The sequence below is a fragment of the Psychrobacter sp. HD31 genome (genome assembly GCF_051097895.1).
In the GTDB taxonomy this organism is placed as follows: domain Bacteria; phylum Pseudomonadota; class Gammaproteobacteria; order Pseudomonadales; family Moraxellaceae; genus Psychrobacter.
On sequence record NZ_CP142525.1, the window covers coordinates 242,311 to 264,425 of the forward strand.

The window sequence follows — 22,115 nt, forward strand, 5'->3', positions numbered from 1 at the left end:
TGAGTTTCTGGATTTTTATTTAGTGTTAATAATCGGTGTTGTTAATTTTTAACTCGTTTAAAATATTGCCCATCAAAACGATAAACAATACGTTTTTTGGTCACTTCGCCCGAATAAAATTTATCAGAAGCTAACACAACAGGAAAGCTAAAACTATTATCTGATGAATTAAATTCAAACAGTTGACGGTTTATCTTATTGACATAAAGTGATGACGCATCATAAGAAAATGAAATTTCATCAGTATATCTTGTACGAGTTTTTATTAAGTTTGGATTGTTTAAGCTGTCATTGTTTATTTGAAACAGTTTTATGGTAATGGCTCTATCTATGTTAGAACCAATAGCATGAGAGGCTAATACATAAATAGGACTGCCATAAGTCTGCTTAGCAGCATGTATAGTTGCTAGGTCATATAGTCTGCCAGCAACTTGGTTAGTTGACTCTTTATCTTCATTCAACAAAGATGCTTCATATAGCCCATGTGAGTTTCCATCATCATCAATGTATTGCACTAAAGCAGAGTAAAAGTGCATGGTGCCACCTGTGTTTTCATCCCAAGTATAAGCGCGAAATCGCTTATCATCACTGGTTTTAAACAATAACCCTTCTTTAACAGAGTGGGGAAACTGACATGCTATGCTATCAGCTTGCTGTGTATAACTAGTTAAAATAGAGGCAACTGATTGATTGGCTGTTTCTGTTTTATCATAATCGGTTGTACTATTGTTAGCATAATTATAGCCAGAGGTCTCAAAACTTTGTTTTAAAGCCCGTGCAATTTTTTTATCAACTTTGTCACAAGTTAAGTTTTGAGCTACTGTTTCAATTGTTTTGTTTTTTGCATGAGTCACATTGGTAGAACAGCCCATAAATAAGGCACATAACCCCATAACTAAAGACTGTTGTAAAATGTGTTTCATTGCTATTACTTCGCCATATTTGCTACAAACTTATCAAACAATGGGGCACAATCATGAGGACCTGGGCTTGCCTCTGGATGACCTTGGAAACTAAAAGCAGGTTTATTGGTTAACTCAATACCTTGATTAGAGCCATCAAACAGCGAGCGGTGCGTGACTTTTATATTATCTGGTAAATTATCTTCATCAACCGCAAAACCATGGTTTTGTGAGGTAATCATTACCGTGCCGGCTTCTACATCTTGCACTGGGTGGTTAGCACCGTGGTGACCAAACTTCATTTTAATTGTTTTTGCACCACTTGCTAATGCCAATAATTGATGCCCTAAACAAATACCAAAAACTGGGATGTCTGTTTGAGTAATTAGGTGTTTAATGGCGTTAATAGCATAAGTACATGGCTCAGGGTCGCCAGGACCATTTGATAAAAATACGCCATCTGGGTTGTGTTTAAGTACCTCTTCAATTGGCGTTTGAGCAGGCACAACGGTTACATGACAACCACGGTCTACAAGCATACGTAAAATATTCGTTTTAACGCCAAAGTCGTAGGCGACAATGTTAAATTTTTGCTCAATATCTGTGCCTAACTCTTTAAAACCCTGACCTTTGCCGTCTTTATTTAATACCCAAGAGCCTTGTGTCCATTCAAAACCATCTTTATCGCAACAAACTTTTGCCAGATCCATACCTTTTAACCCAGCAAACGCTTTGGCTAAGGCAATGGCTTTTGCTTCATCAAGCTGACCATCTGCATCTGCAGTCATGATGCAACCATTTTGAGAGCCTGTTGAGCGTAGTAGACGCGTTAGCTTGCGGGTATCGATATCTGCAATGGCAACCGTGTTGTGTGCTTTTAAATAGTCGCTTAATGATTGCTGGCTACGAAAGTTGCTTGTTGCCATGGTTAAGTCACGGATAATAAGCCCATTTGCCCAAACTTTATGCCCATCTTTTTTGTATATGTTGCCAGACTCGACATCTTGCTCATTGGTGCCTGTATTACCAATGTGTGGGTAGGTTAGGGTAACCATTTGTTTGGCATAACTTGGGTCTGTCAAAATTTCTTGATAGCCAGTCATTGCTGTGTTGAAGACAACCTCGCCAACGTTATGTCCACTAGCGCCAATACTCACACCTTTAAAAATAGTGCCATCAGCTAATGCTAAAATTGCAGGGGTCGTTGCCATTGTTTTTGTCTCCACAGTGTCAGTTGAATATATAGTTTATAAAATTTAGGAATCAAAAGCTATAAGCCATAAAAAAGCGAGAAAACCAAAAATGAAAATGATTATCTCGCTATTAATGTGAAGCTGATAAGTCGGGAAGTTTCATCGTAGGTTTCTCGCTTAGATATAGATTTTGTGCATTATACAAAAAATAGTGTTAGTTGGCTATATAAATAATGATAATTTTTGTAGATTGACTGCTCGGTTTTTGTTGGACTTGTTAAACTGTTGTGAGTAATATGGATAAGCTTATTTTTATTAAGGAAGAATTGATGATTTATAAATATTTAGACAAATCCCCTAAATTTGCCACACCTTTTAATGGTTGGGTGGCAGATTCTGCAGTAATCATTGGCGATGTATACTTGGGGCAAAATGCCAGCGTTTGGTTTGGGGCGGTTATCCGTGGTGATAACGCTCATATTAGCTTGGGCGATAACACCAATTTGCAAGAAAACTGTGTGATTCATACCGATGAAGGCATTGACGTTATGATTGGCAATGACGTTACCATTGGGCATCTTGCCATGTTACATGGCTGCACCATTGGTGATAATAGCTTAGTTGGCATTGGGGCAGTGGTGCTGAATAATGCCAAAATTGGTAAAAACTGCATAATTGGCGCTAAAGCTTTGGTTACTGAGGGCATGCAAATTCCTGACAACTCTTTAATTGTGGGAGCGCCTGCAAAAGTAGTAAAAACGCTTACTGAAAAACATTTTGATATTTTAAAACGGTCTGCCCAAATTTATGTTGATAAATCTAAAAAGTTTAAAGAAGGGCTAACTGTGGTGGAAAACCCTTATTAATTTTTTTTGATAATTTAACTTATAATAATCATCCGTATTTTAACTTTTATTGATAATGCAAAGCGTGCATTAATTTTTGGATACAACATGAACACACAAAAAACCTTAGCTTTGTTTGATTTAGACCATACCTTATTAGATATTGATAGTGACTACACTTGGGGCGAGTACATTGTAAAAAAAGGGTTGGTGGATGAAGCCAAATATAGGCAAGCAAATGAAGCGTTTTACCACCAGTACATTGCAGGCACTCTGGATGCGACTGAATATAACGAGTTTGTTGCATCCTTTTTAACTACCAAAACAATGGATGAGTTACTAGCATTACGGGCAGATTTTATAGAAACCGAGGTAAAACCACACATACGCCCAAAAGCGGTAGATGCGATTGCAAAGCATATCAATAATGGCGATGAGGTGGTTATTATATCTGCCACCAATGATTTTGTGGTGGGTGGAATCGCTAAAGCTTTTGGTATTGATAGGGCAAACGTGTTGGCAACACCGTTAGAGGTTAAAGACAACCGTTATACAGGTAAGCTGACTGATAAACCAAATTTTCAGGCTGGTAAAATTTACCATTTAAACAAATGGTTAGAGGCTAAAAAACAACAAGGTGTGGTGTTTGATAAATCTTATGGGTATTCTGACTCTAAAAATGACATACCGCTACTTGAGTGGGCAGATGTGGCAATTTGCGTAACGCCAGATGATGTTTTAAAAGAAAAAGCTGAGCAAGTAGGGTGGCAAGTGATGGATTGGTCGCTTTGATTTTATGTGTATTTATGAGCTAAGCATTCGATAAGGTGCTTTCAAAGCTCCTTATCGAACTTTTATATCTTCACTTTTTCTCGGATTCTGTATAGCTATTGTTATAGGCTGGGTTTAGTTATCTCTTTCCGTTTTGCTTTAATTTCTTTATTAATCTCATTGAATCTCTGAATTTCTTCATTTAGATTATCCAGACTTGGTTTTTTGACAGAGTATTTATCGCTATGAGAATGTCCTTCCATATATCTACAGCACTGATAAAAACTGTCAAGAACCTTATCTTTTAATTCGTCATTAAATATCACAGCACCTAAACTATCAACACTTACTCTTTCTTTAAATCTCTGGACAACTCCATTAAATAAACCAAATACAACAAGAGCTTCGTAACTCGTTCTTAGTGCCGCAAAACCACTTTTTATTTTATCTTCTCTAACTTTAGGTGGCAAATTCTTCGCTTCAGTGTAGTAAGCTTGAGCTTTACCTGAATTTTTGTATGCTTTTTCAAATGAAGGAGTATTATTTAACCAAATTTTACCTGGTTGACTGCCGTTTATGTTTTCAATCCAATGGCATTGCTTGGAAATTTTTAAATCCTCACAATGGGAGAATAAAGAAGAAACGAAAACCAAATCGTGTGTGAAAACTACAACTTGTTTTTGTGACGATTCTATTACAAGTCGTTCTGCAATTTCACTCTTTCGTTTCTCATCCAATGATGTAACAGGGTCGTCAAAAACTATCCTTCTGTTTACTTCCGATAACTGCATTTCTGCAAGAAAATCTGCAATCGCAATTACCTTTTGCTCTCCCTCACTTAAAACGATATTTGGATTTGTTCCTTTTAACTTAAGCTGCCTATATGATTTACCTGCCGAACCTGTATGATTGATGTCAATCCCAAAGTTTCCGTTAAGTTTCCGACATTCATCATTAAATATATCTATGTATTTTTGATTGAAATACTTATTAGATAAAGTTTTTTCAGTATCTGTAATTGTACGTTTTGCAAAGTTAGCTTCCGTTGCTTTTTTAAGCCAAACCTGATTATCAACATAGGTTTCAAACTTTGAAAAATGGGTATTGAACTTTTTTTTGTGTTCTAAAAACGTTTTTTCTTTTAGTAATCTAGCCAACTGCTTTGTCTGCTTATCTTCTCTAATAATCTTTATGGATTCATCAATAGCCGTTTCAATATTGGTGTGTTGTATTGTACTGACTTTTATTTCATCTCTTTCGTTTTCTGTTTTGTTTTGAATGTCGGAAACAATGTTTTGAGCAAGTGCTTTCTGTTCTGACAGTTTTTTCTTTAATTCTTCTAACTCATTAGGGTATTTTTCGGTCAGCCAAACAGTAAGTGTGTTGTCTTGAGGAAACAGGTCAAAGTTTAGTTGTTCAAACAATTGCTTTACCTTTTCGAGTGCTTCTTTTGCTTTCTTTGCATTTTCTTCGGCTACACTCTTAATAAACTGCCAATAATTGGTAATCAATTTTTCGGCATCTTCTGAAAGTGGTTGCTGACATAATATGCAGTTATCTCCATTTTCGGGATAGGCTTCATTTGCAGACTTCTGTTTTTTGGCAAACGCTTTGGCTGCTAGGATAAAATCTTTCCATTCTTCTGTTCCTATTCCTTCAATTTGATCTGTTTTAAAGTTTTCAACTCCTTCAAATTTGGCTGTTGCAGCTTTTGCAATGCAGTCCGTAATTGCATCTTTGATTGTTGTCAGATAGTTTCTTTCAAAATATTTATTTAAATTTTCTATTGAACTTTTGTTTTTGCCTAATTGCCTTTTGATTGCTTCAAGGTTCTTCAAATCTTTCTCTTTTCCTTTTGAAGCTAAAAGAAGCTCATCATATTGTTTCTGAATTTTTTCTTTTTCAACTTCATCTTCATCAGAATAAGGAGTGTGTTTTTTCAGGTCTTCAATGTTTGTTTGAGAATTTAGGTTCTGAACAATATTTTTAATTTCTGATTCGCCATCAAATAAAGAAGAAAGGTCGTCTGCTGTGTTTACTGATTTTTTAGTTGCAATGTCGATATTTAGTTTTTTTTCAACTCGAATGATGGCATTTGTATATTCGGCAAAGAAACTTAGTCCTGCTGGACGGAACTCAAATTCATTTCTCTCGGCAAGTTGCTTGAATAGCCCTTTTCCATCAAAAACTGCAAACTGACCAAACTCTGCATTATCTTTTTGTGAGTAGGATAACGGAATGTCTGCATTATTGGATTTGAAAGTGAATTTTGCGTTTACGGGTTTGTGTCCGTTTTCAAGATGTATATTCTGTAAAATATCTTCTGGTGCTTTGGAGTAGAAGGTTTTTTTTAACAACCTGATATATCCTGATTTTCCCGAGCCGTTTGCACCGTATATAATAGTAAGGTTTGGATTAAAATCAATGGTTTGATTTTTTATTAAGGCGTTTACACCTTCCACATTTTCAAGTTTTGAAAGAAGTAAATCAGGTTTGTAATTATCTGCATTTTCTGAATTGTAGTTGATTGTTATTTCTGGTTTTTCTGTTGCTTCTTTTAATTCCAGTTTCTCAAGCAAAAATGAATATGAAGTATCAATATCGTTATCTGAAATATCATGTCAAGACAAAACCTTTGCTGCAAGATATTTTGTCCAATAAGGAAGCGTATCAGCAAATTTCTTCACTTCCGTTTCAAGTGTTTCTCTTTGTCGTGCAACGCCTTCATTCATATTACTTAGTCCTTCCACTTTTATGTCTTATTTTATATTTATTGTTTATACCTTATTACGTTTATCAGGGCTATAAGTTATTGTAACTGTTTATTAAAATACTAATGTTTATTTAATTTATGTGCAAGCAGTTACTTAAATGAATAACTCTAAATATGGTTGCCTACAACCTCGAGGGACGAGAGGCGACTGAGTTTTAAAAAATACACAGGCGTTAAACCCGCATATTTGCCAATTTAAAAAAGGGCGAGATGCCGAGGCTAATCGTCTTCTTATTTTGACTATATATTTCAACACACAATCCACAGCAATCAAATCACAAATCTGCTAAAATACGCTTCTTTTTATTATTTTAATATTTCGCTTATTTATCAGCTTATTAGTATTTGGATGCATCATGGAAATCAATAGCTATCAAGAACACATTAAAGACTTAGCCAAACGTGGTCAAGAGCTACGGGGGTATCTTTGACTTTGAAGGCAAAAAAGAACGCCTAGAAGAGGTAAACTTAGAGCTAGAGAATCCAGAAATTTGGAACGACCCAGATAAAGCCACCGCTATTAATAAAGAAAAAAGCCTGCTAGATGGCGTTATTAACGTGATTACCTCACTGGATGACACGCTAGAAGATGCCGCTGCCATGCTTGATTTGGCAGTAGAAGCAGAGGATGAAGATTTGCTAGCCGATGTGCAAAGTGAGCTTGATAAAGCAGAAACCCAAGTTGCCGACCTTGAATTTAAACGTATGTTTAGTGGCGAGATGGATGCCAATAACTGTTATTTAGATATTCAGTCGGGTTCTGGCGGTACAGAAGCGCAAGACTGGGCAGAAATGTTATTGCGTATGTATTTGCGTTGGTGCGAGTCCCACGGTTTTAAAGCGCAAGTTATTGAGCTTTCTGCTGGGGGTGTGGCGGGTATTAAATCTGCCACCGTAGAGGTGAAAGGCGACTATGCTTTTGGCTGGCTACGTACCGAGATTGGTGTACACCGTTTGGTGCGTAAATCACCATTTGACAGTAACAATGGTCGTCATACCTCGTTTGCGTCTGTGTTTATCTCGCCAGAGATTGATGACAACATTGATATTGACTTAAACCCTGCGGATTTACGAGTAGATACTTATCGCTCTAGTGGGGCAGGTGGTCAGCACGTAAACACCACAGACTCTGCCGTGCGTATTACCCACGTGCCTACAGGTACGGTTGCGGCTTGCCAAAACGAGCGTAGCCAACATGCCAACAAAGACACTGCCATGAAAATGCTACGTGCTAAGCTATACGAGCTAGAAATGCAAAAACGCATGGAAAAACAGCAAGCATTAGAAGACAGCAAGTCTGACATTGGTTGGGGCAGCCAAATCCGCTCTTATGTTTTAGATGACTCACGCATTAAAGATTTGCGTACAGGGGTGGAAAGCTCTAATACTGGGGCAGTGCTAGATGGCGACCTCGATAAATTTATTGAAGCAAGTTTAAAAGCAGGGCTGTAAATTTACACTTATTTTAAGCTAACTGCCCGATAATTAACCAATAGGTTGTTATCGGGTTTTTACTTTGGGCATAAGCACCGCGCTTGTGTTATATATTTAAGGATTAACAATGGTCATACATAAAAATACCGATTTAAAAACCATTCCTACGCCATATTATTTGCTAGATGAAGCTGCCATCGTAAGCAATCTTAAAATCATTAAACAATTGTGTGATGACTCTGGTGCTAAAGCCTTGCTTGCGCTTAAATGTTTTGCTACGTGGGGCGTTTTTGATGCCATGAAGCCATATTTACATGGTACAACTTCATCGTCACTAAACGAGGTACGTTTAGGTAAAGAGGAGTTTGGCAACAGTGAAGGCAAAGAGACTCATGCTTACAGCGTGGCTTACAGCCCAAATGAGATTGATGAAGTACTAACTTATGCTGATAAAATTATTTTTAACTCGCTAAATCAGCTAGCGGCATTTAAAGATAAAGCCATAGCTAAAAATATACCAGTAGGGCTACGTTTAAACCCAAAAACCAGTAACTCTGAGTTTATCATTGCTGACCCTGCACGCCCATACAGTAGGCTTGGCGAACATGATTTAGACAAGATAACCCCTGTATTGCAATATATAACAGGGGTGATGCTACACAATAACTGCGAAAATAACAGTTTTGAAGCATTTAGTGCCAGCCTTGCTGACATAGAGCAAAAATTTGGCGACATTTTTTATCAGCTAGAGTGGGTGAGCCTTGGTGGCGGCATCCATTTTATTGCACCAAACTACCCTGTAGATAAGCTTGCCAAACGCTTAAAAGACTTTAGCCAAAAGTATGGCGTGCAAGTGTACCTAGAACCAGGGGAGGCAAGCATACACCAAGGGGCAAGCTTGGTAACAACGGTTTTAGATACTTTGCACAACGGTAAGCCACTTGCCGTGGTAGATGCCTCTATTGAAGCACACATGCTTGATTTGCTTATTTACCGAGAGACCGCACCACTGGTTGCCATAAATAACACGCCTTGTAAACATACCCAAAGTGAGACAGACACCAGCACCATTGTTTATGGTAAGTCTTGCCTAGCAGGGGATATTTTTGGTGAGTATGCACTTAATGAATCTGTAAAAATTGGCGATAAACTTGCTTTTGGTAATGCGGCTGGCTACACCATGGTAAAAAAGAACTGGTTTAACGGGGTTGATATGCCAAGCATTGTGATAAAACGCTTGGATGGCAGTATTGATTTACAACAAACCTTTGGCTATGCCGACTATAAAGCGAGCCTATCTTAAATGGTTACCACCCAACATAAAGACCAAAACACGCAGCAAAGATCAGAATCCTTTGGTATTTTTTTAAAGATACTATCAGTGCTTGCTTTTGCCATTATGGGTGGGTTAATTAAACATTTAGATGGCAGTATCCCACTTGGGCAGGTGGTGTTTTTCCGCTCTGCCGTTGCGCTCATTCCTTTAATGATATTTTTAATGTGGGTGAGTGACTTTCCCAGTGGGCTTAAAACTAAAAACCCGTGGGGGCATGTTACCCGCTGTGTTATTGGTACTTGTGCCATGTTTAGTGCCTTTAAGGTGTTAGAGCTATTACCCCTTGCTGAGGCAACGGCTTTAAATTACTTAAACCCGATTTTTTTGGTGGTGCTTGCCATGCTGTTTTTAAAGGAGCAGGTAAGCATTAGGCGTTGGCTTGGTGTTGGTTTTGGTATTGCAGGTTTGCTGTTAATTACTATCCCCAAGTTTAGTTTAGCGGCTTATGGCTCGCAAAGTATGTATGGTATTGGCTTGGGTGTGTTAACGGCTTTGCTAATTGCAGCAGCAATGCTACAGGTACGCCAGCTTACCCAAATGGGAGAAAACCCCGGAGCAATTACTTTTTATTTTGCGATTACCAGTACGGTTATGGGGGCAGTGGTTATGCTAGCCAGCATTAACAGTAATGGCATCTTGATGCCAGAGCCATGGCAATTGGCATGCTTAATTGGCATTGGTTTGATTGGTGGGCTTGCGCAAATATCGATGACACTTGCGTTTAAGTATGCGCAGGCATCGGCACTTGCACCGTTTGATTATTTGGCGATTGTGTTTTCGGTCATCATTGGGTTTGTGGCGTTTGATGAATTGCCAGACACCATGTTCTGGCTAGCCATGCCACTCATTTTATTAGGTGCAATGGTGGCAAGGGGCAGGGGTTAAACATTTCTAAAGAGTTCATCGATTACTTTATTATCTATATTCTTAATAAAATCCTTAGGGTTAGAGTGTCTTGATTTTAGATTATCTATTTCAGTTGTTTTTGCTCTAATAAAATAATTTTTCTTATTACTATTATCTATAGTAATAAAATATGACAATACAAAACTGTTCACATCAACATTAATATCACAAACCTCTATAAAAAAGTCATAACTATATTTCTCAATAGATTCTACGATATTGTATATGTCTTTATTTTCAAAATGGATATGTATAACAAAAAAAGCTTCTGTTTTATTATCGGGCATATTTATATAAATTGATTTAAAACTTTCAATTTCACGAGTTTCTCTTAGTTCCGTTCTTCCATTTTTAATTAAAGTTTCTTTCAGTATTTGATTTTCTTTATTGTAATCAACTGCCTTGTTATCTGTTATTGTAACTTCCGACTCTATTCTTGATTTATATTCTAGTTCTGTAAAACTAAAGTATTGAGGTATTGTTTTAATTAGTATTAATATACTAAAAGTAAAACATGTAATTGTAGAGATATAAACTTGATATTCATTTAGTTGGAAAAAATTATTAAAATGTAAAGGATATATGAATAGTAAATAAATAGTAGTAATAATTAGGATGTTAGAGATTAGACCCAAGTTTGATATGTACCTGAAATATTTGAAGAAACGGTTTTTATATGGATTAAATTTTCTCGAATTAATGGTTACTATATAGCCTTTATGTGAATGAAAGTCTAAGAATTGTTTGGTAAATACTAAACCGAAGATAATGTGAATGAAAAATAATATATGAGAAGTGATGTTTGTATATAAAATAATCAGAGAAAAAAGAATATTGTATGCTAGGGTTAGAAAAATAAATCTGCTTTGCCTTACATAATACTTTAGAAACATGCTTCGACTATAATCGAATGAGCTAAATCCGCTTTGTAAGATAAAAGTGCTTGTAGCTACAATTAGACCAAGTACAGTTGCAGATAAGCTAAGTTGGTTTTCGAAATAATGGTTGTAGTTACTTAATTCTTTAAATATATTAATCATTTTTTGGCGTTTTAATTTAACTATCGTATCAGTTGGGTATTACAACTATAATTGTATATAAACATACCACCAAACCACATTCAACGCACCCACTTTTTTATCAAAACTACCTCATCAAAACCACTTAACTTACTAAAGCATTTAAAACAAAATATGCTAAAATATGCAATCAAAATCGGGTGCATCTGTTTTCCTCGGTCTTCCTTTTTAATAGATGCATAAATAACAACCTGTACCGTCGCTATTAAGCCAATACACATCACACGGTACACAAAGGAGGATTAGTTCCATGACTGCCACAAAACCTAAAAAAAACGTATTAATCATTGGTGCCGGGGGCGTAGCCCAAGTTACTGCCCACAAATGCGCCATGAACAATGACGTACTGGGCGAGGTGCACATTGCATCACGCACAAAAGCCAAGTGCGATGCCATTGCCCAAAGCGTAAGCGAAAAAAACAGCTTTAAACAGCCAGCAACCTTGCACACGCATGAAGTAGATGCGCTAGACGTAGACGCATTAAAAGCGTTAATAGAGCAAACAGACGTGCAAATCGTGATAAACGTAGGCACAGCATTTGTAAACATGAGCGTGTTAGAAGCCTGTATCCAAACTGGCGCGGCATACATTGATACCGCCATACACGAAGAACCAAACAAAATTTGTGAAACCCCGCCTTGGTACGGCAACTATGAGTGGAAGCGTAAACAGCGCTGCGCTGATAACAATATTACCGCCATTTTAGGTGCAGGGTTTGATCCAGGTGTGGTAAACGCTTATGCACGCATAGGTTATGACATGATGGACGAAGGCTCGGTAACGGATATTGACATTATCGACATTAACGCAGGTAACCACGGCAAATATTTTGCCACCAACTTTGACCCAGAAATTAACTTCCGTGAATTTACAGGCACGGTTTACTCTTGGCAAAACAGCCAATGGAACTCAAACAAAATGTTTGAAGTAAAACGTACCGATGATTTGCCAGTGGTTGGTGTGCAAAACAGCTACCTAAGTGGACATGATGAGATTCACTCGTTATCTGCCAACCTAGACGTGCCAAACATCCGTTTTTGGATGGGTTTTGGCGACCACTACATGAACGTATTTACTGTACTAAATACGCTTGGTTTATTATCTGAACAACCTGTAACCACGGCAGAAGGGCAAGAGGTTGTGCCACTTAAAGTGGTTAAAGCGGTATTGCCAGACCCAAGCTCGCTTGCGCCAAACTACACAGGCAAAACTTGCATTGGTGACAAAGTTAAAGGCAAAATAAATGGAGAAGACAGTGAAGTATTTATATACAACGTGTCTGACCATAAAGAAGCATATAACGAGGTTGGCTCGCAGGGTATATCTTACACTGCTGGTGTGCCACCTGTTGCCACTGCCATGCTAATTGCAACGGGCGAGTGGGATGCAGGGCATATGGCAAACGTGGAGGAGTTAGACTCACGCCCATTTATCAACTTGCTTAACAAAATTGGCTTGCCAACCCGCATTAAAGATGCCAATGGCGACAGAGCACTTGAGTTTGAGCTGTAATTAATCTGGATTTAGTACGGGTGGATTTGCATAAGTTTGATTCGCCTAAGTTTTAATTAAATAGATTTGATAAAATAGCCTGTCATACGATGGGCTTTTTTGTGCATGCTTATCAAGCTATCCATATTTTATTCTTAAATACACATAAACAGATGTTTAAACCTAATCCAATACCTTACCAAACCTTCACGCTTGCAAACACGACCATCACGGTAAAACGGGTGGATAGGGTGCATACCACTATTTCTGGCAATAAGTTTTATAAGCTAAAGTACAATTTAATGCAGGCAAAACAGCAAGGGTTTAACCAAATACTTAGTTTTGGCGGGGCGTATTCTAACCACATATTTGCCGTTGCCCACGCTTGCAACGCTTATGGCTTTGATAGCATTGGTATTATTAGAGGGCAGGAGCTGGCAAGTAAGTCGCTTAACCCTACGCTGCAAACGGCACAAAGTTTGGGTATGAAGCTTGAGTTTATTAGCCGAAGTGATTACCGTAATAAACACACCAGTGAATTTTTGGCACAGCTTAAAGTACAATACCCTAATGCTTATATAATCCCAGAAGGGGGCACAAATCAGCTTGCAGTAAAAGGCTGTAGCGAGATTTTAAGCAAGGAAGATACGCAAAATTTTGATGTCATCGTATTGGCGGTAGGCACAGGTGGCACTATTGCAGGTATTATGAACACTTGCATTTCTGATAATTCAAACCAGCAAGTGATTGGTTTTTCTGCATTAAACAGTGATTATCAAGCTGATGACATTAACAAGCTAATATCTAATAACTACCATAACTGGCAACTCTATAAAGATGATGTGTTTGGCGGTTATGGTAAATATAACGACGAGCTTTTGGCGTTTATAGAGGGTATAAAACAGCAAGCCAGCATACCGTTAGAGCCAATTTACACAGGCAAAGCCATGTACCGCTTACAGCAGCTACTTAAACAAGGTGAGTTTAAAAGTAAACGTATTTTGTTTATCCATACTGGTGGTTTGCAAGCGTTTGAATACTAACTTAATTTTAGAGTATCAATTTAAAAAAATAAGGTGTTGCCAACTTTAAACATTTATTTGGTTTTGTGGCTATATTCGCATAACTCAAAAACTGGGGTTGAATCATGGTTTGTATAAACTGCACCGATAACGGCTTCAACGGTTTGATAGCTGGATTTTGGTTTCTTGATTCTCCAATCGCCAAGTACATAGCGGGTTTGGTTATGACTCAGTTTATGTATGGCAGGTCGGTGCGTATGACCGTGGATTAGCAAATCAACATTGCGCATTTGTTTGCTAACTTGTTTTTGATTTACGTCCATAATCTCATTTGATTTATGGGCGTTTTCTTTTTTGCTTTGTTTGCGTAGTTTTTCTGCAATTTGCAAACGTTTTTGCAAGGGTTTTTTTAGTAGCCACCATTGCACAAATCGATTGCGGGCAAACTTACGAAAACTTTGATAGCGTTTGTCATCGGTGCATAGAGCATCACCATGTTCAAGCCTGGTTTTTTGATGACCAATGCTGATTAAGGTAGGTTCGTTAATTAAAGTGGCAAAAAAGGCATCGCAAAAGGGTTGTTTTAACAAAAAATCACGATTGCCCTGCATAACAAAAATTTGACAGCCATTTTGATGCAACTTATTTAATTGGCTGATAATAGGGGTAATCCAGTGAACTGCTTTTTGGTTTGTATCGAGCGTAAGGTAAGCATCGTCACCAATCCAAGCATCAAACCAATCACCCAAAATATAAAGTTTTTTAAGATTGGGTAGGGCAATGGTGTCTTGTAAAAATGCCAAAAAAGCCTGCACAAGGGCAGGCTCATCTTCGCTCAAATGTAAATCACTCACAAACAGCTCAACAATATCTTGCGGCTGTGTTGTTAATAAGTGATTAAAATTGCGAAAGTAGGCATTTGTCATAAGCGAGACTATTCACTCATGATAGTAGCAGTGTTAATAACAATGGCTTCTTTTGGTACATCTTGATGGAAGCCGTGGTTGCCAGTTGCCACACCTTTAATCGCTTCGACAACGTCCATGCCTTCGGTTACTTTACCAAATACAGCATAGCCCCAACCCATTGGGTTTTTGCCAGTGTGGTTTAAAAAGCTATTGTTTGCAACGTTAATAAAAAATTGACCAGTTGCTGAATGTGGGTCTTGCGTACGTGCCATGGCAATTGTGCCAGTATCGTTGCTTAAACCGTTGTCCGCTTCGTTTTCTACAGGGGCATTGGTTGGTTTTTCGTTCATGTTGGTGTCCATGCCACCGCCTTGTACCATAAAGCCATCAATCACACGGTGGAAGATAGTACCGTCATAGTGACCAGATTTTACGTAGTTTAAAAAGTTTTCTACGGTTTTTGGTGCTTTTTCGCTGTTTAGCTCTAGGGTGATGTTACCTTTGCTAGTTTCTAGTTGTACAACTGGCATAAATTAGTTCCTTAAAAAGAGTAAATAAAAATGTGTGTTTCGTTTATGGGTTTAAGTAATGAGAATTTCAAGGTCAGCATGCTTGTTTTATATAAATCATCTTATAACCATTTCATGTTGTTAAAGCTTATCTTAGCAATTTTTTCTTATTTTACATTTGCTTTTTTGTTTTATTAGGCAAACAGTTTTATTGAATTAATTATTTGTAAGCTTAAATATTATTATGGATACAGTTGGAGCGCTTAACCTTATACATATTTATTAACATCTTTAATTTATTGATAGCAAAACGCATGGATTTTGAAAATTCAATCCCCATCATAGTAGCAAATTTGTTACCATACACATTAATTATATTTGTTTTAATTAATCATCTTTATTTTCTAAAAGCTAGGAAGAATACATGAGCGATAATAACGCTAAAACAACTGAAACTAATGAAGAAAAGCACGATTTTATCCGTGCCATTATTCGTGAAGACATCGCCGAGAATAAATACCCACAGATTCACACTCGCTTTCCACCAGAGCCTAATGGTTTTTTGCACGTTGGGCATGCTAAGGCAATTTGCACCAGTTTTGGAATTGCTGAGGAGTTTGCTGGCGTTTGTAACTTACGCTTTGATGACACCAACCCAACTGCCGAAAAGCAAGACTATGTTGATAGCATCAAACAAGATGTCGCATGGTTAGGCTACCAATGGGAGGGTGAGCCTCGTTATACCTCTAGCTATTTTGACCAACTACACGCTTGGGCAATACAGCTTATTGAGCAGGGCGATGCGTATGTAGATTTTCAGACTTTAGAAGAAATCCGTGAGAACCGTGGGTCGTTTAAAGAAGTTGGCACACCATCACCACAACGTGATACCAGCGTAGCAGACAACCTTAAGCATTTTGAAGACATGACCGCTGGCAAATATAAAGAAGGCGAGGCGGTACTGCGTGCCAAGATTGACATGAGTCACCCCAATATGAATATGCGTGACCCTGTTATTTATCGAGTGATGCATGAAGTACATCACCAAACAGGCGATAAATGGTGTGTCTATCCTATGTATGACTATGCTCATCCATTATCTGATGCCATCGAAAATATTTCGCATTCACTTTGTACGCTAGAGTTTGAAGACCACCGTCCGTTTTATGATTGGGCAATTGATAAAATCGGCTTTAGCCCTCGTCCGCATCAGTATGAGTTTAGCCGTTTGAACATTAACAATACCTTGACCAGTAAACGTAAGCTAAAAGTACTGGTTGATGAAAATATTGTCAGCGGTTGGGACGATCCACGTATGCCAACCATCGCTGGTATGCGTCGCCGTGGTTATACGCCAGAAGGTATTCGTGATTTCTGTGACCGTGTTGGGCTATCAAAGGCGGATGGGGTCGTTGACTTCCGTTTATTAGAATTTAGCATTCGTCAATCGCTCGAAAGTATTACCGCTCGTGGTATGGCAGTGCTTCGTCCACTTAAAGTCACCATTACTAACTTTGAAGAAGCAGTGGCACAGTGGGAATCGTTAAAAGCCGAATCTGTCAATGCTCGTTTTGATGACGCTAATAATACCCTATGGCTAACTCAACCAAAACATCCTAATGTGGATATGGGCGAGCGTGAAATTCCGTTTACCAAAGAAATCTACATTGACCAAAGCGACTATGAGCTAGAACCACCAAAAGGTTACAAACGTCTATCGCCAGAAAAGTCTGAAATTCGCTTGCGTAATACCTATTGCCTAGCCGTAACTGAGCATGTTTTAGATGATGCCGGTGAGGTGGTCGAACTAAAAGCTACCATAGACCCAACAACATTGGGCAATAATCCAGAAGGGCGTAAAGTAAAAGGCGTTATCCATTGGGTGTCGGCTTCTCAAGGTATAACTGCAACCGTGCGTTTGTATGAACAGCTGTTTAATGATGAAAATCCAGGCAGTGCAGACGATGTTCATGAAGTCTTGAATCCAAATTCACTAACAGTGTTAGAAGCAGTGGTTGAACCATCGCTTGCGAATGTTGAGGCAGGTAGTCGATTCCAGTTCGAACGTGAAAGCTACTTTATTGCTGACAGTGTTGAACACACAATCGAAAAGCCTGTGTTTAACCAGATTGTAAGCTTAAGAGACAGTTTCAAACCTGCTTAATCAAATTGATGTTTACAAGTTAGCACTTTTATTCTTGAATAAATTAACAAAACCCAGTTCATGTTGAACTGGGTTTTTATTGTTTGCTAATAAATAGCTTGGGTCTGAGTCATGTTATGAACAGATTATTACTACATCACTAAGAGTCGGTACCAAACTCTTTACGTTTACGAGCAAAGAATCGCTCTAATCTGTCCATGGCATCTTCTAACTCAAGTAAGTTTGGTAAGAACACAACCCTAAAGTGGTCAGGCTTATCCCAGTTAAAACCTGTACCTTGGACAATGAGTACTTTTTCTTCTATCAATAAGTCCATCATAAACTCAGAGTCATTGGTAATGGGGTAAACATCTAAATCAATTTTAGGGAAACAATAAAACGCCCCTTGTGGCATGGTACAACTAATGCCTTTAATTGCGTTAAGGCGGCTGACAGCGATTTCTCTTTGTTTGTATAAACGACCACCCTCATGGGTTAATTCCTTCATACTTTGGTAACCACCCAATGCGGTTTGGATGGTATGCTGAGCGGGTACATTGGCGCATAAACGCATCGATGCTAAAATGGTTAAGCCTTCAATAAAGTCGGCTGCATGGTCTTTTTTGCCAGATAGCATCATCCAACCAGCACGGAATCCAGCAATACGGTGTGACTTAGACAAACCATTATAAGTGAGTACCAATACATCATCTGTTAGGGTACACATTGGTGTATGTACGGTATCATCATAAAGTACACGGTCATATATTTCATCCGCCATCAGTACTAAGTTGTGCTCTTTTGCCAGTTTAACAATTTGTAGCAGTATTTCTTTTGAGTATAAGGCACCCGTTGGGTTATTTGGGTTAATAACCACAATACCTTTAGTTTTGTCGGTAATTTTTGCTTTGATGTCCTCAATATCTGGTTGCCAGTTATCCTCTTCATTACAGCGGTAGTGTACTGCCGTACCGCCTGCAAGATTGGTTGCTGCCGTCCAAAGTGGGTAGTCGGGCATTGGGATGAGTACTTCATCGCCATCATTGAGCATGGCTTGCATGGTCATGACGATTAGTTCGGACACGCCATTACCAAGATAAACATCACGGACATTAACGGCAGAACGTAACCCTTTAGACTGATAATACTGAAGCACTGCCTTGCGTGCTGAAAAAATGCCTTGTGAATCAGAATACCCAGTTGCGTGGTGCAAGTTTAATGCAACATCTTGCAAAATTTCTTGTGGAGCATTTAAGCGGAATGGGGCAGGGTTGCCAACATTGAGCTTAATGATACGATGCCCCTCAGCTTCCATTTTGGTGGCAGTTTTAAGTAAAGGACCACGGATGTCATAGCAAACATTTTGTAGTTTTTCAGATTTATTAAGTGGTTTAACAGTGGGCATAGTTTTCGCCTCATTTGTAAGTATGTTGTGTGTGTGGTGATTGATTTTGTTGTCAGTTGTTTGATAACCATGGAGTAGATAATCAACGCTGCAATCTAAAATTTTTGCAAGGGTGGGTAATTTAGATGCCACAATACCATTGGTGCCTCGCTCCCAATTAGAAATTGCACCACGGCTTACTTTAGCCCCTGCTTGTGTCATTTTTGTTGCAAGTTGCTCGGCTGTTAGCCCTTTTGCTTTACGTAGCTCAATTAGACGCTTTGCTTGTGCTAATCGGTTGCTATCTTTAGAATTATTCATGCGTTTTCTCATAAAAACAATATATGCAAGATTTTATTGCATTAAAGCCATTAACTCAATATTTTTTACAAAAAATTGCAAGAAAAACTTACATTTTTTAGTTAGGGTAGTTGTATCATGATTTGTTGACTCGGTATGTATTTTGATTTGCTTGCTGTGAGTAAAGCCAAGAAGTAGATTTGGATATTAAAATAAAGACAAATTGTGAAATATAAAATGGCGGATTTTTGCTAGATTAATTATGGCATGAGTTTGAAAATAGTGTAAAAAAGACATATAAACGGCAATAATGAAAATCTATTGTTTTACTGCCAGTTTAATAACATGGTAAATAAACATAAAATAGCCAACAAATAAAAAGGCACTCGAAAGTGCCTTATTTGCAGTCGTTACCTGATAGTTTTAATTATTATTATCTTTTTTTATTATTACGACCTGAGTTTTATAATCCTTGTAAAAGCTTATAAAACTAAGATCCTCTGTAGCTATGATAACGCCATCTCATACGTTATCTTGGCTACATGGGCTACTATAATAAAGTAAAATTACAGAGTGATGACAATGGATGAATATTTATCTTATAAATTTTATAAAAAAGTTAAAAAAATAATTGACACAAATAATAAAATCTATATAATACGCTGCACACAACGAGATAAGGCATTATTAATTAAGTGCTGTTTTGTTGAGGGTGATTAGCTCAGTTGGTAGAGCGTCTGCCTTACACGCAGAATGTCGGCGGTTCGAATCCGTCATCACCCACCAAATTAAAGTATGTAAATACTACCAGACACGCAGCGGTAGTTCAGTTGGTTAGAATACCGGCCTGTCACGCCGGGGGTCGCGGGTTCGAGTCCCGTCCGCTGCGCCATTATTTATGGCAACATAAGTACAACTTATTATACAAGTTTCACCTCACATCCCCCCTGATGTGAGGTTTTTTTTGTTTAGATATATATGTTAATTTCTCGAAAATAAAAAAGAACGCTATAAACGTTCTTTTTTAGTATCAGCTAACAAGTCAATAGACAGCTAAAATATATTGTTATTTTAGTTGATTGACTTGCTCGACGGTGCCAACCTTGGCAGTGCTTGATAAGCGTGCTGGATTACCATGGTTTTCTATTGGCTTTTTATCACTGGTATAATAGGGGGTTTTAGGTGCGATAAAGGCAACTGGCTTCTTATGATTGGGTACAGTGAGTGTCACCGGCGTATCGATTGTTACCCCACCACCTAACACTTGGTACAATTGAACTTGGCTCATTGCCTTCGCTTTTTCAAGATTTAAAATACTCTGTTGGCTACTAAACTCTGAGCGTTGTGCATCTAAAACTGATAAATAACTGTCTAAACCTGCTTTATAACGAGCATCCGCAATGGTATACATCTGTTGAAAGTTATCTTGCAATCTATACTGTGTTTCTAAACGTTCTTCTAATGTTGCACGTGCTGCCAAAACATCTGCAACTTCTTTAAAAGCGGCTTGAATACTTTTTTCATAGCCTGTTAAGGCTTGTTTGCGTGCAATTTGTGCAACTTGATAATTTGCATCTAGCTGACCTGCATCAAACAAAGGAACACTGATAGATGGCCCAAAAGACCAACCAAATGCAGATGTTTTAAATAGCTGTTTTAGGTTGGTGCTAGAATAGCCCATACGCCCAGTTAAGCTGATTGAAGGAAAATAATTTGCACGGGCTACGGCGATATTTGCCCCAGCGGCTTTTAGTTTGTATTCGTTGAAATTAGAAATACTATATTATGCTTAGTTTGTATAAGGTATTGGATGGGATACTTATCTATTGCGCCATACAAGCATGAACACGTAAAAAATCTGCCGAATTACCTAGCAAACTTCCTTTTTTCTGTTCAATTAAAATTTGATCAGAAAGCTCACGAAATGCACCAAATCCCCCCTTAGTATCTAGTATTACATCTGCCTTTTCTTTAATGTAACTTGGAGAATCAGCAACTGCAACAGAAATACCACAATTATCAAATGCAGGTAAGTCTATGCTATCATCACCAATATAAACAGTATTTGCTTTAATAGTATTTGCTTTTGCTATTATTTCTTTACAAGCGGTTTCTTTATCTTTAATACCAAGAGCAAAAATTTCAATTCCTAAGTCTGCAATACGTTTTCTGAGCGGCTTAGAGTCTCTACCCGACAATACAGCAACTTTAATACCAGACTCCTGTAGTAATTTAATTCCTAGACCATCACGAACATGAAAACGTTTTAAGGCTTCACCATTTTCGTCATAATAAAGTCCCCCATCAGTTAGTACACCATCAATATCAGTGATAACCAAATCAACGTCAGCAAATGTAATAATTTTACTTTGTTGTTGTTCCTTGCCTTCTATGATAGAAATAACTTTTTCTAAATCTTCTGGGGTGTCAACACCTGGTCCTGTTTTTGCAACATCAAAAACATAAATAGAAACATCACTATTTAATAGTCTAAGTTGTTCTAATTTTTCAATATCTTCGATTCTAGAGCTATGCAAAGATTGATATTCTGCTAAGATAGATTTACGATAAGCATACACGCCGACATGTTGTTTATACTTAACTGATATGGATTCATCACGTGGATAAGGGATAGGAGAACGGCTGAAATAACAAGCACGGTTAGAGCTTGACGTGACTACCTTTACTGTATTAGGGTTTTTTGCTTCCGTAGCTGAAATATGATGACACATTGTACTAACGCCAATGCTAGGATTTTCTGACATCTTTCTGATTAACATATTAAGATCAGATGGTCTTACTAAAGGCTCATCTCCTTGTAAATTAATATATAAGTCAGCATCAACTTTCGTCATTACTTCAACTAGTCTATCGGTTCCAGAAGTGTGGGCTGTGTCTGTCATGACGACAGTACCACCAAAGTTCTGTACAGCATTAAAAACTCTTTTATCATCAGTTGCGACCACTACTTGGGCATTAGGAACCTGCAAAGCCTTTTCATAAACATGCTGAATCATAGGTTTGCCTAAAATATCTGCTAATGGCTTACCTGGAAAGCGAGAGGACGCAAAGCGTGCTGGAATGATAATTGCAACAGAATTCATATAGAAACCTTTTT

General features: G+C 38.0%; 17 protein-coding genes and 2 tRNA genes. 10 read left to right on the forward strand and 9 right to left on the reverse strand.

Annotated features, from left to right (window positions below; all coding sequences use genetic code 11):
- Nucleotides 1-41 precede the first annotated feature (41 nt).
- The gene (locus VH441_RS00985; protein ID WP_434353629.1) at nucleotides 42-923 is read right to left on the reverse strand and encodes a hypothetical protein; all 882 of its coding nucleotides are present in this window, start codon (nucleotides 921-923) and stop codon (nucleotides 42-44) included.
- A gap of 5 nt (nucleotides 924-928) precedes the next feature.
- Entirely contained in the window at nucleotides 929-2,113 is a 1,185-nt protein-coding gene (gene carA / locus VH441_RS00990) for a glutamine-hydrolyzing carbamoyl-phosphate synthase small subunit (protein WP_434353630.1), read from the reverse strand.
- Between the two features lie 311 nt (nucleotides 2,114-2,424).
- On the opposite strand from carA, the gene VH441_RS00995 reads away from it, so the two are divergent.
- Both VH441_RS00995 and VH441_RS01000 read left to right on the forward strand, forming a co-directional pair.
- On the forward strand, nucleotides 2,425-2,961 hold the full coding sequence (locus tag VH441_RS00995) for a gamma carbonic anhydrase family protein (RefSeq protein ID WP_434354331.1): 537 nt from the start codon (nucleotides 2,425-2,427) through the stop codon (nucleotides 2,959-2,961).
- 87 nt (nucleotides 2,962-3,048) lie between these two features.
- The gene (locus VH441_RS01000; RefSeq protein WP_434353631.1) at nucleotides 3,049-3,732 is read left to right on the forward strand and encodes an HAD family hydrolase; all 684 of its coding nucleotides are present in this window, start codon (nucleotides 3,049-3,051) and stop codon (nucleotides 3,730-3,732) included.
- 101 nt (nucleotides 3,733-3,833) lie between these two features.
- Here VH441_RS01000 and VH441_RS01005 read toward each other — a convergent pair whose 3' ends face one another.
- The gene (locus tag VH441_RS01005) at nucleotides 3,834-6,290 is read right to left on the reverse strand and encodes an AAA family ATPase (RefSeq protein ID WP_434353632.1); all 2,457 of its coding nucleotides are present in this window, start codon (nucleotides 6,288-6,290) and stop codon (nucleotides 3,834-3,836) included.
- Between the two features lie 550 nt (nucleotides 6,291-6,840).
- On the opposite strand from VH441_RS01005, the gene prfB reads away from it, so the two are divergent.
- The 3 genes from prfB (at nucleotide 6,841) to VH441_RS01020 (ending at nucleotide 10,139) form a co-directional block, all read left to right on the forward strand.
- Nucleotides 6,841-7,936, forward strand: a protein-coding gene (gene prfB, locus VH441_RS01010) for a peptide chain release factor 2 (protein ID WP_434353633.1) whose coding sequence is annotated in 2 segments (ribosomal slippage) — nucleotides 6,841-6,912 and nucleotides 6,914-7,936 — 1,095 coding nt in all. Because the reading frame shifts where the segments join, the coding sequence is not laid out codon by codon here.
- Nucleotides 7,937-8,045: 109 nt separating this feature from the next.
- The gene (gene nspC, locus VH441_RS01015; protein ID WP_434353634.1) at nucleotides 8,046-9,221 is read left to right on the forward strand and encodes a carboxynorspermidine decarboxylase; all 1,176 of its coding nucleotides are present in this window, start codon (nucleotides 8,046-8,048) and stop codon (nucleotides 9,219-9,221) included.
- Complete coding sequence (locus tag VH441_RS01020) at nucleotides 9,222-10,139, forward strand: DMT family transporter (protein ID WP_434353635.1); 918 nt, start codon at nucleotides 9,222-9,224, stop codon at nucleotides 10,137-10,139.
- Here VH441_RS01020 and VH441_RS01025 read toward each other — a convergent pair.
- Nucleotides 10,136-10,795, reverse strand: a complete 660-nt coding sequence (locus tag VH441_RS01025) for a hypothetical protein (protein WP_434353636.1) — start codon at nucleotides 10,793-10,795, stop codon at nucleotides 10,136-10,138. The genes VH441_RS01020 and VH441_RS01025 overlap by 4 nt on opposite strands.
- A gap of 694 nt (nucleotides 10,796-11,489) precedes the next feature.
- Between VH441_RS01025 and VH441_RS01030 the strand changes: the two genes are divergently transcribed.
- Together VH441_RS01030 and VH441_RS01035 are read left to right on the forward strand one after the other, a co-directional pair.
- Nucleotides 11,490-12,752: a saccharopine dehydrogenase family protein gene (locus VH441_RS01030; protein WP_434353637.1), complete on the forward strand. Its 1,263-nt coding sequence runs from the start codon at nucleotides 11,490-11,492 to the stop codon at nucleotides 12,750-12,752.
- A 152-nt stretch (nucleotides 12,753-12,904) separates the two neighbouring features.
- A complete protein-coding gene (locus VH441_RS01035; protein ID WP_434353638.1) occupies nucleotides 12,905-13,774 on the forward strand; it encodes a 1-aminocyclopropane-1-carboxylate deaminase/D-cysteine desulfhydrase in 870 nt (289 codons plus the stop codon).
- Between the two features lie 53 nt (nucleotides 13,775-13,827).
- Here VH441_RS01035 and VH441_RS01040 read toward each other — a convergent pair whose 3' ends face one another.
- Complete coding sequence (locus VH441_RS01040) at nucleotides 13,828-14,679, reverse strand: UDP-2,3-diacylglucosamine diphosphatase (RefSeq protein WP_434353639.1); 852 nt, start codon at nucleotides 14,677-14,679, stop codon at nucleotides 13,828-13,830.
- 8 nt (nucleotides 14,680-14,687) lie between these two features.
- Entirely contained in the window at nucleotides 14,688-15,191 is a 504-nt protein-coding gene (locus VH441_RS01045) for a peptidylprolyl isomerase (protein ID WP_434353640.1), read from the reverse strand.
- 403 nt (nucleotides 15,192-15,594) lie between these two features.
- Between VH441_RS01045 and VH441_RS01050 the strand changes: the two genes are divergently transcribed.
- A complete protein-coding gene (locus VH441_RS01050; protein WP_434353641.1) occupies nucleotides 15,595-17,334 on the forward strand; it encodes a glutamine--tRNA ligase/YqeY domain fusion protein in 1,740 nt (579 codons plus the stop codon).
- Nucleotides 17,335-17,473: 139 nt separating this feature from the next.
- Here the strand turns inward: VH441_RS01050 and VH441_RS01055 are convergent, their stop codons facing one another.
- Entirely contained in the window at nucleotides 17,474-19,018 is a 1,545-nt protein-coding gene (locus VH441_RS01055; protein WP_434353642.1) for an aminotransferase class I/II-fold pyridoxal phosphate-dependent enzyme, read from the reverse strand.
- A 689-nt stretch (nucleotides 19,019-19,707) separates the two neighbouring features.
- Between VH441_RS01055 and VH441_RS01060 the strand changes: the two genes are divergently transcribed.
- Nucleotides 19,708-19,783: transfer RNA gene (locus tag VH441_RS01060), tRNA-Val, on the forward strand.
- 29 nt (nucleotides 19,784-19,812) lie between these two features.
- Nucleotides 19,813-19,889: transfer RNA gene (locus VH441_RS01065), tRNA-Asp, on the forward strand.
- A 174-nt stretch (nucleotides 19,890-20,063) separates the two neighbouring features.
- Here VH441_RS01065 and VH441_RS01070 read toward each other — a convergent pair.
- Nucleotides 20,064-20,774: a TolC family protein gene (locus VH441_RS01070; protein WP_434354332.1), complete on the reverse strand. Its 711-nt coding sequence runs from the start codon at nucleotides 20,772-20,774 to the stop codon at nucleotides 20,064-20,066.
- 46 nt (nucleotides 20,775-20,820) lie between these two features.
- Nucleotides 20,821-22,101 (reverse strand): 3-deoxy-manno-octulosonate cytidylyltransferase, encoded by a 1,281-nt coding sequence (gene kdsB, locus VH441_RS01075; RefSeq protein WP_434353643.1) that lies wholly within the window; start codon nucleotides 22,099-22,101, stop codon nucleotides 20,821-20,823.
- Nucleotides 22,102-22,115: the final 14 nt, after the last annotated feature.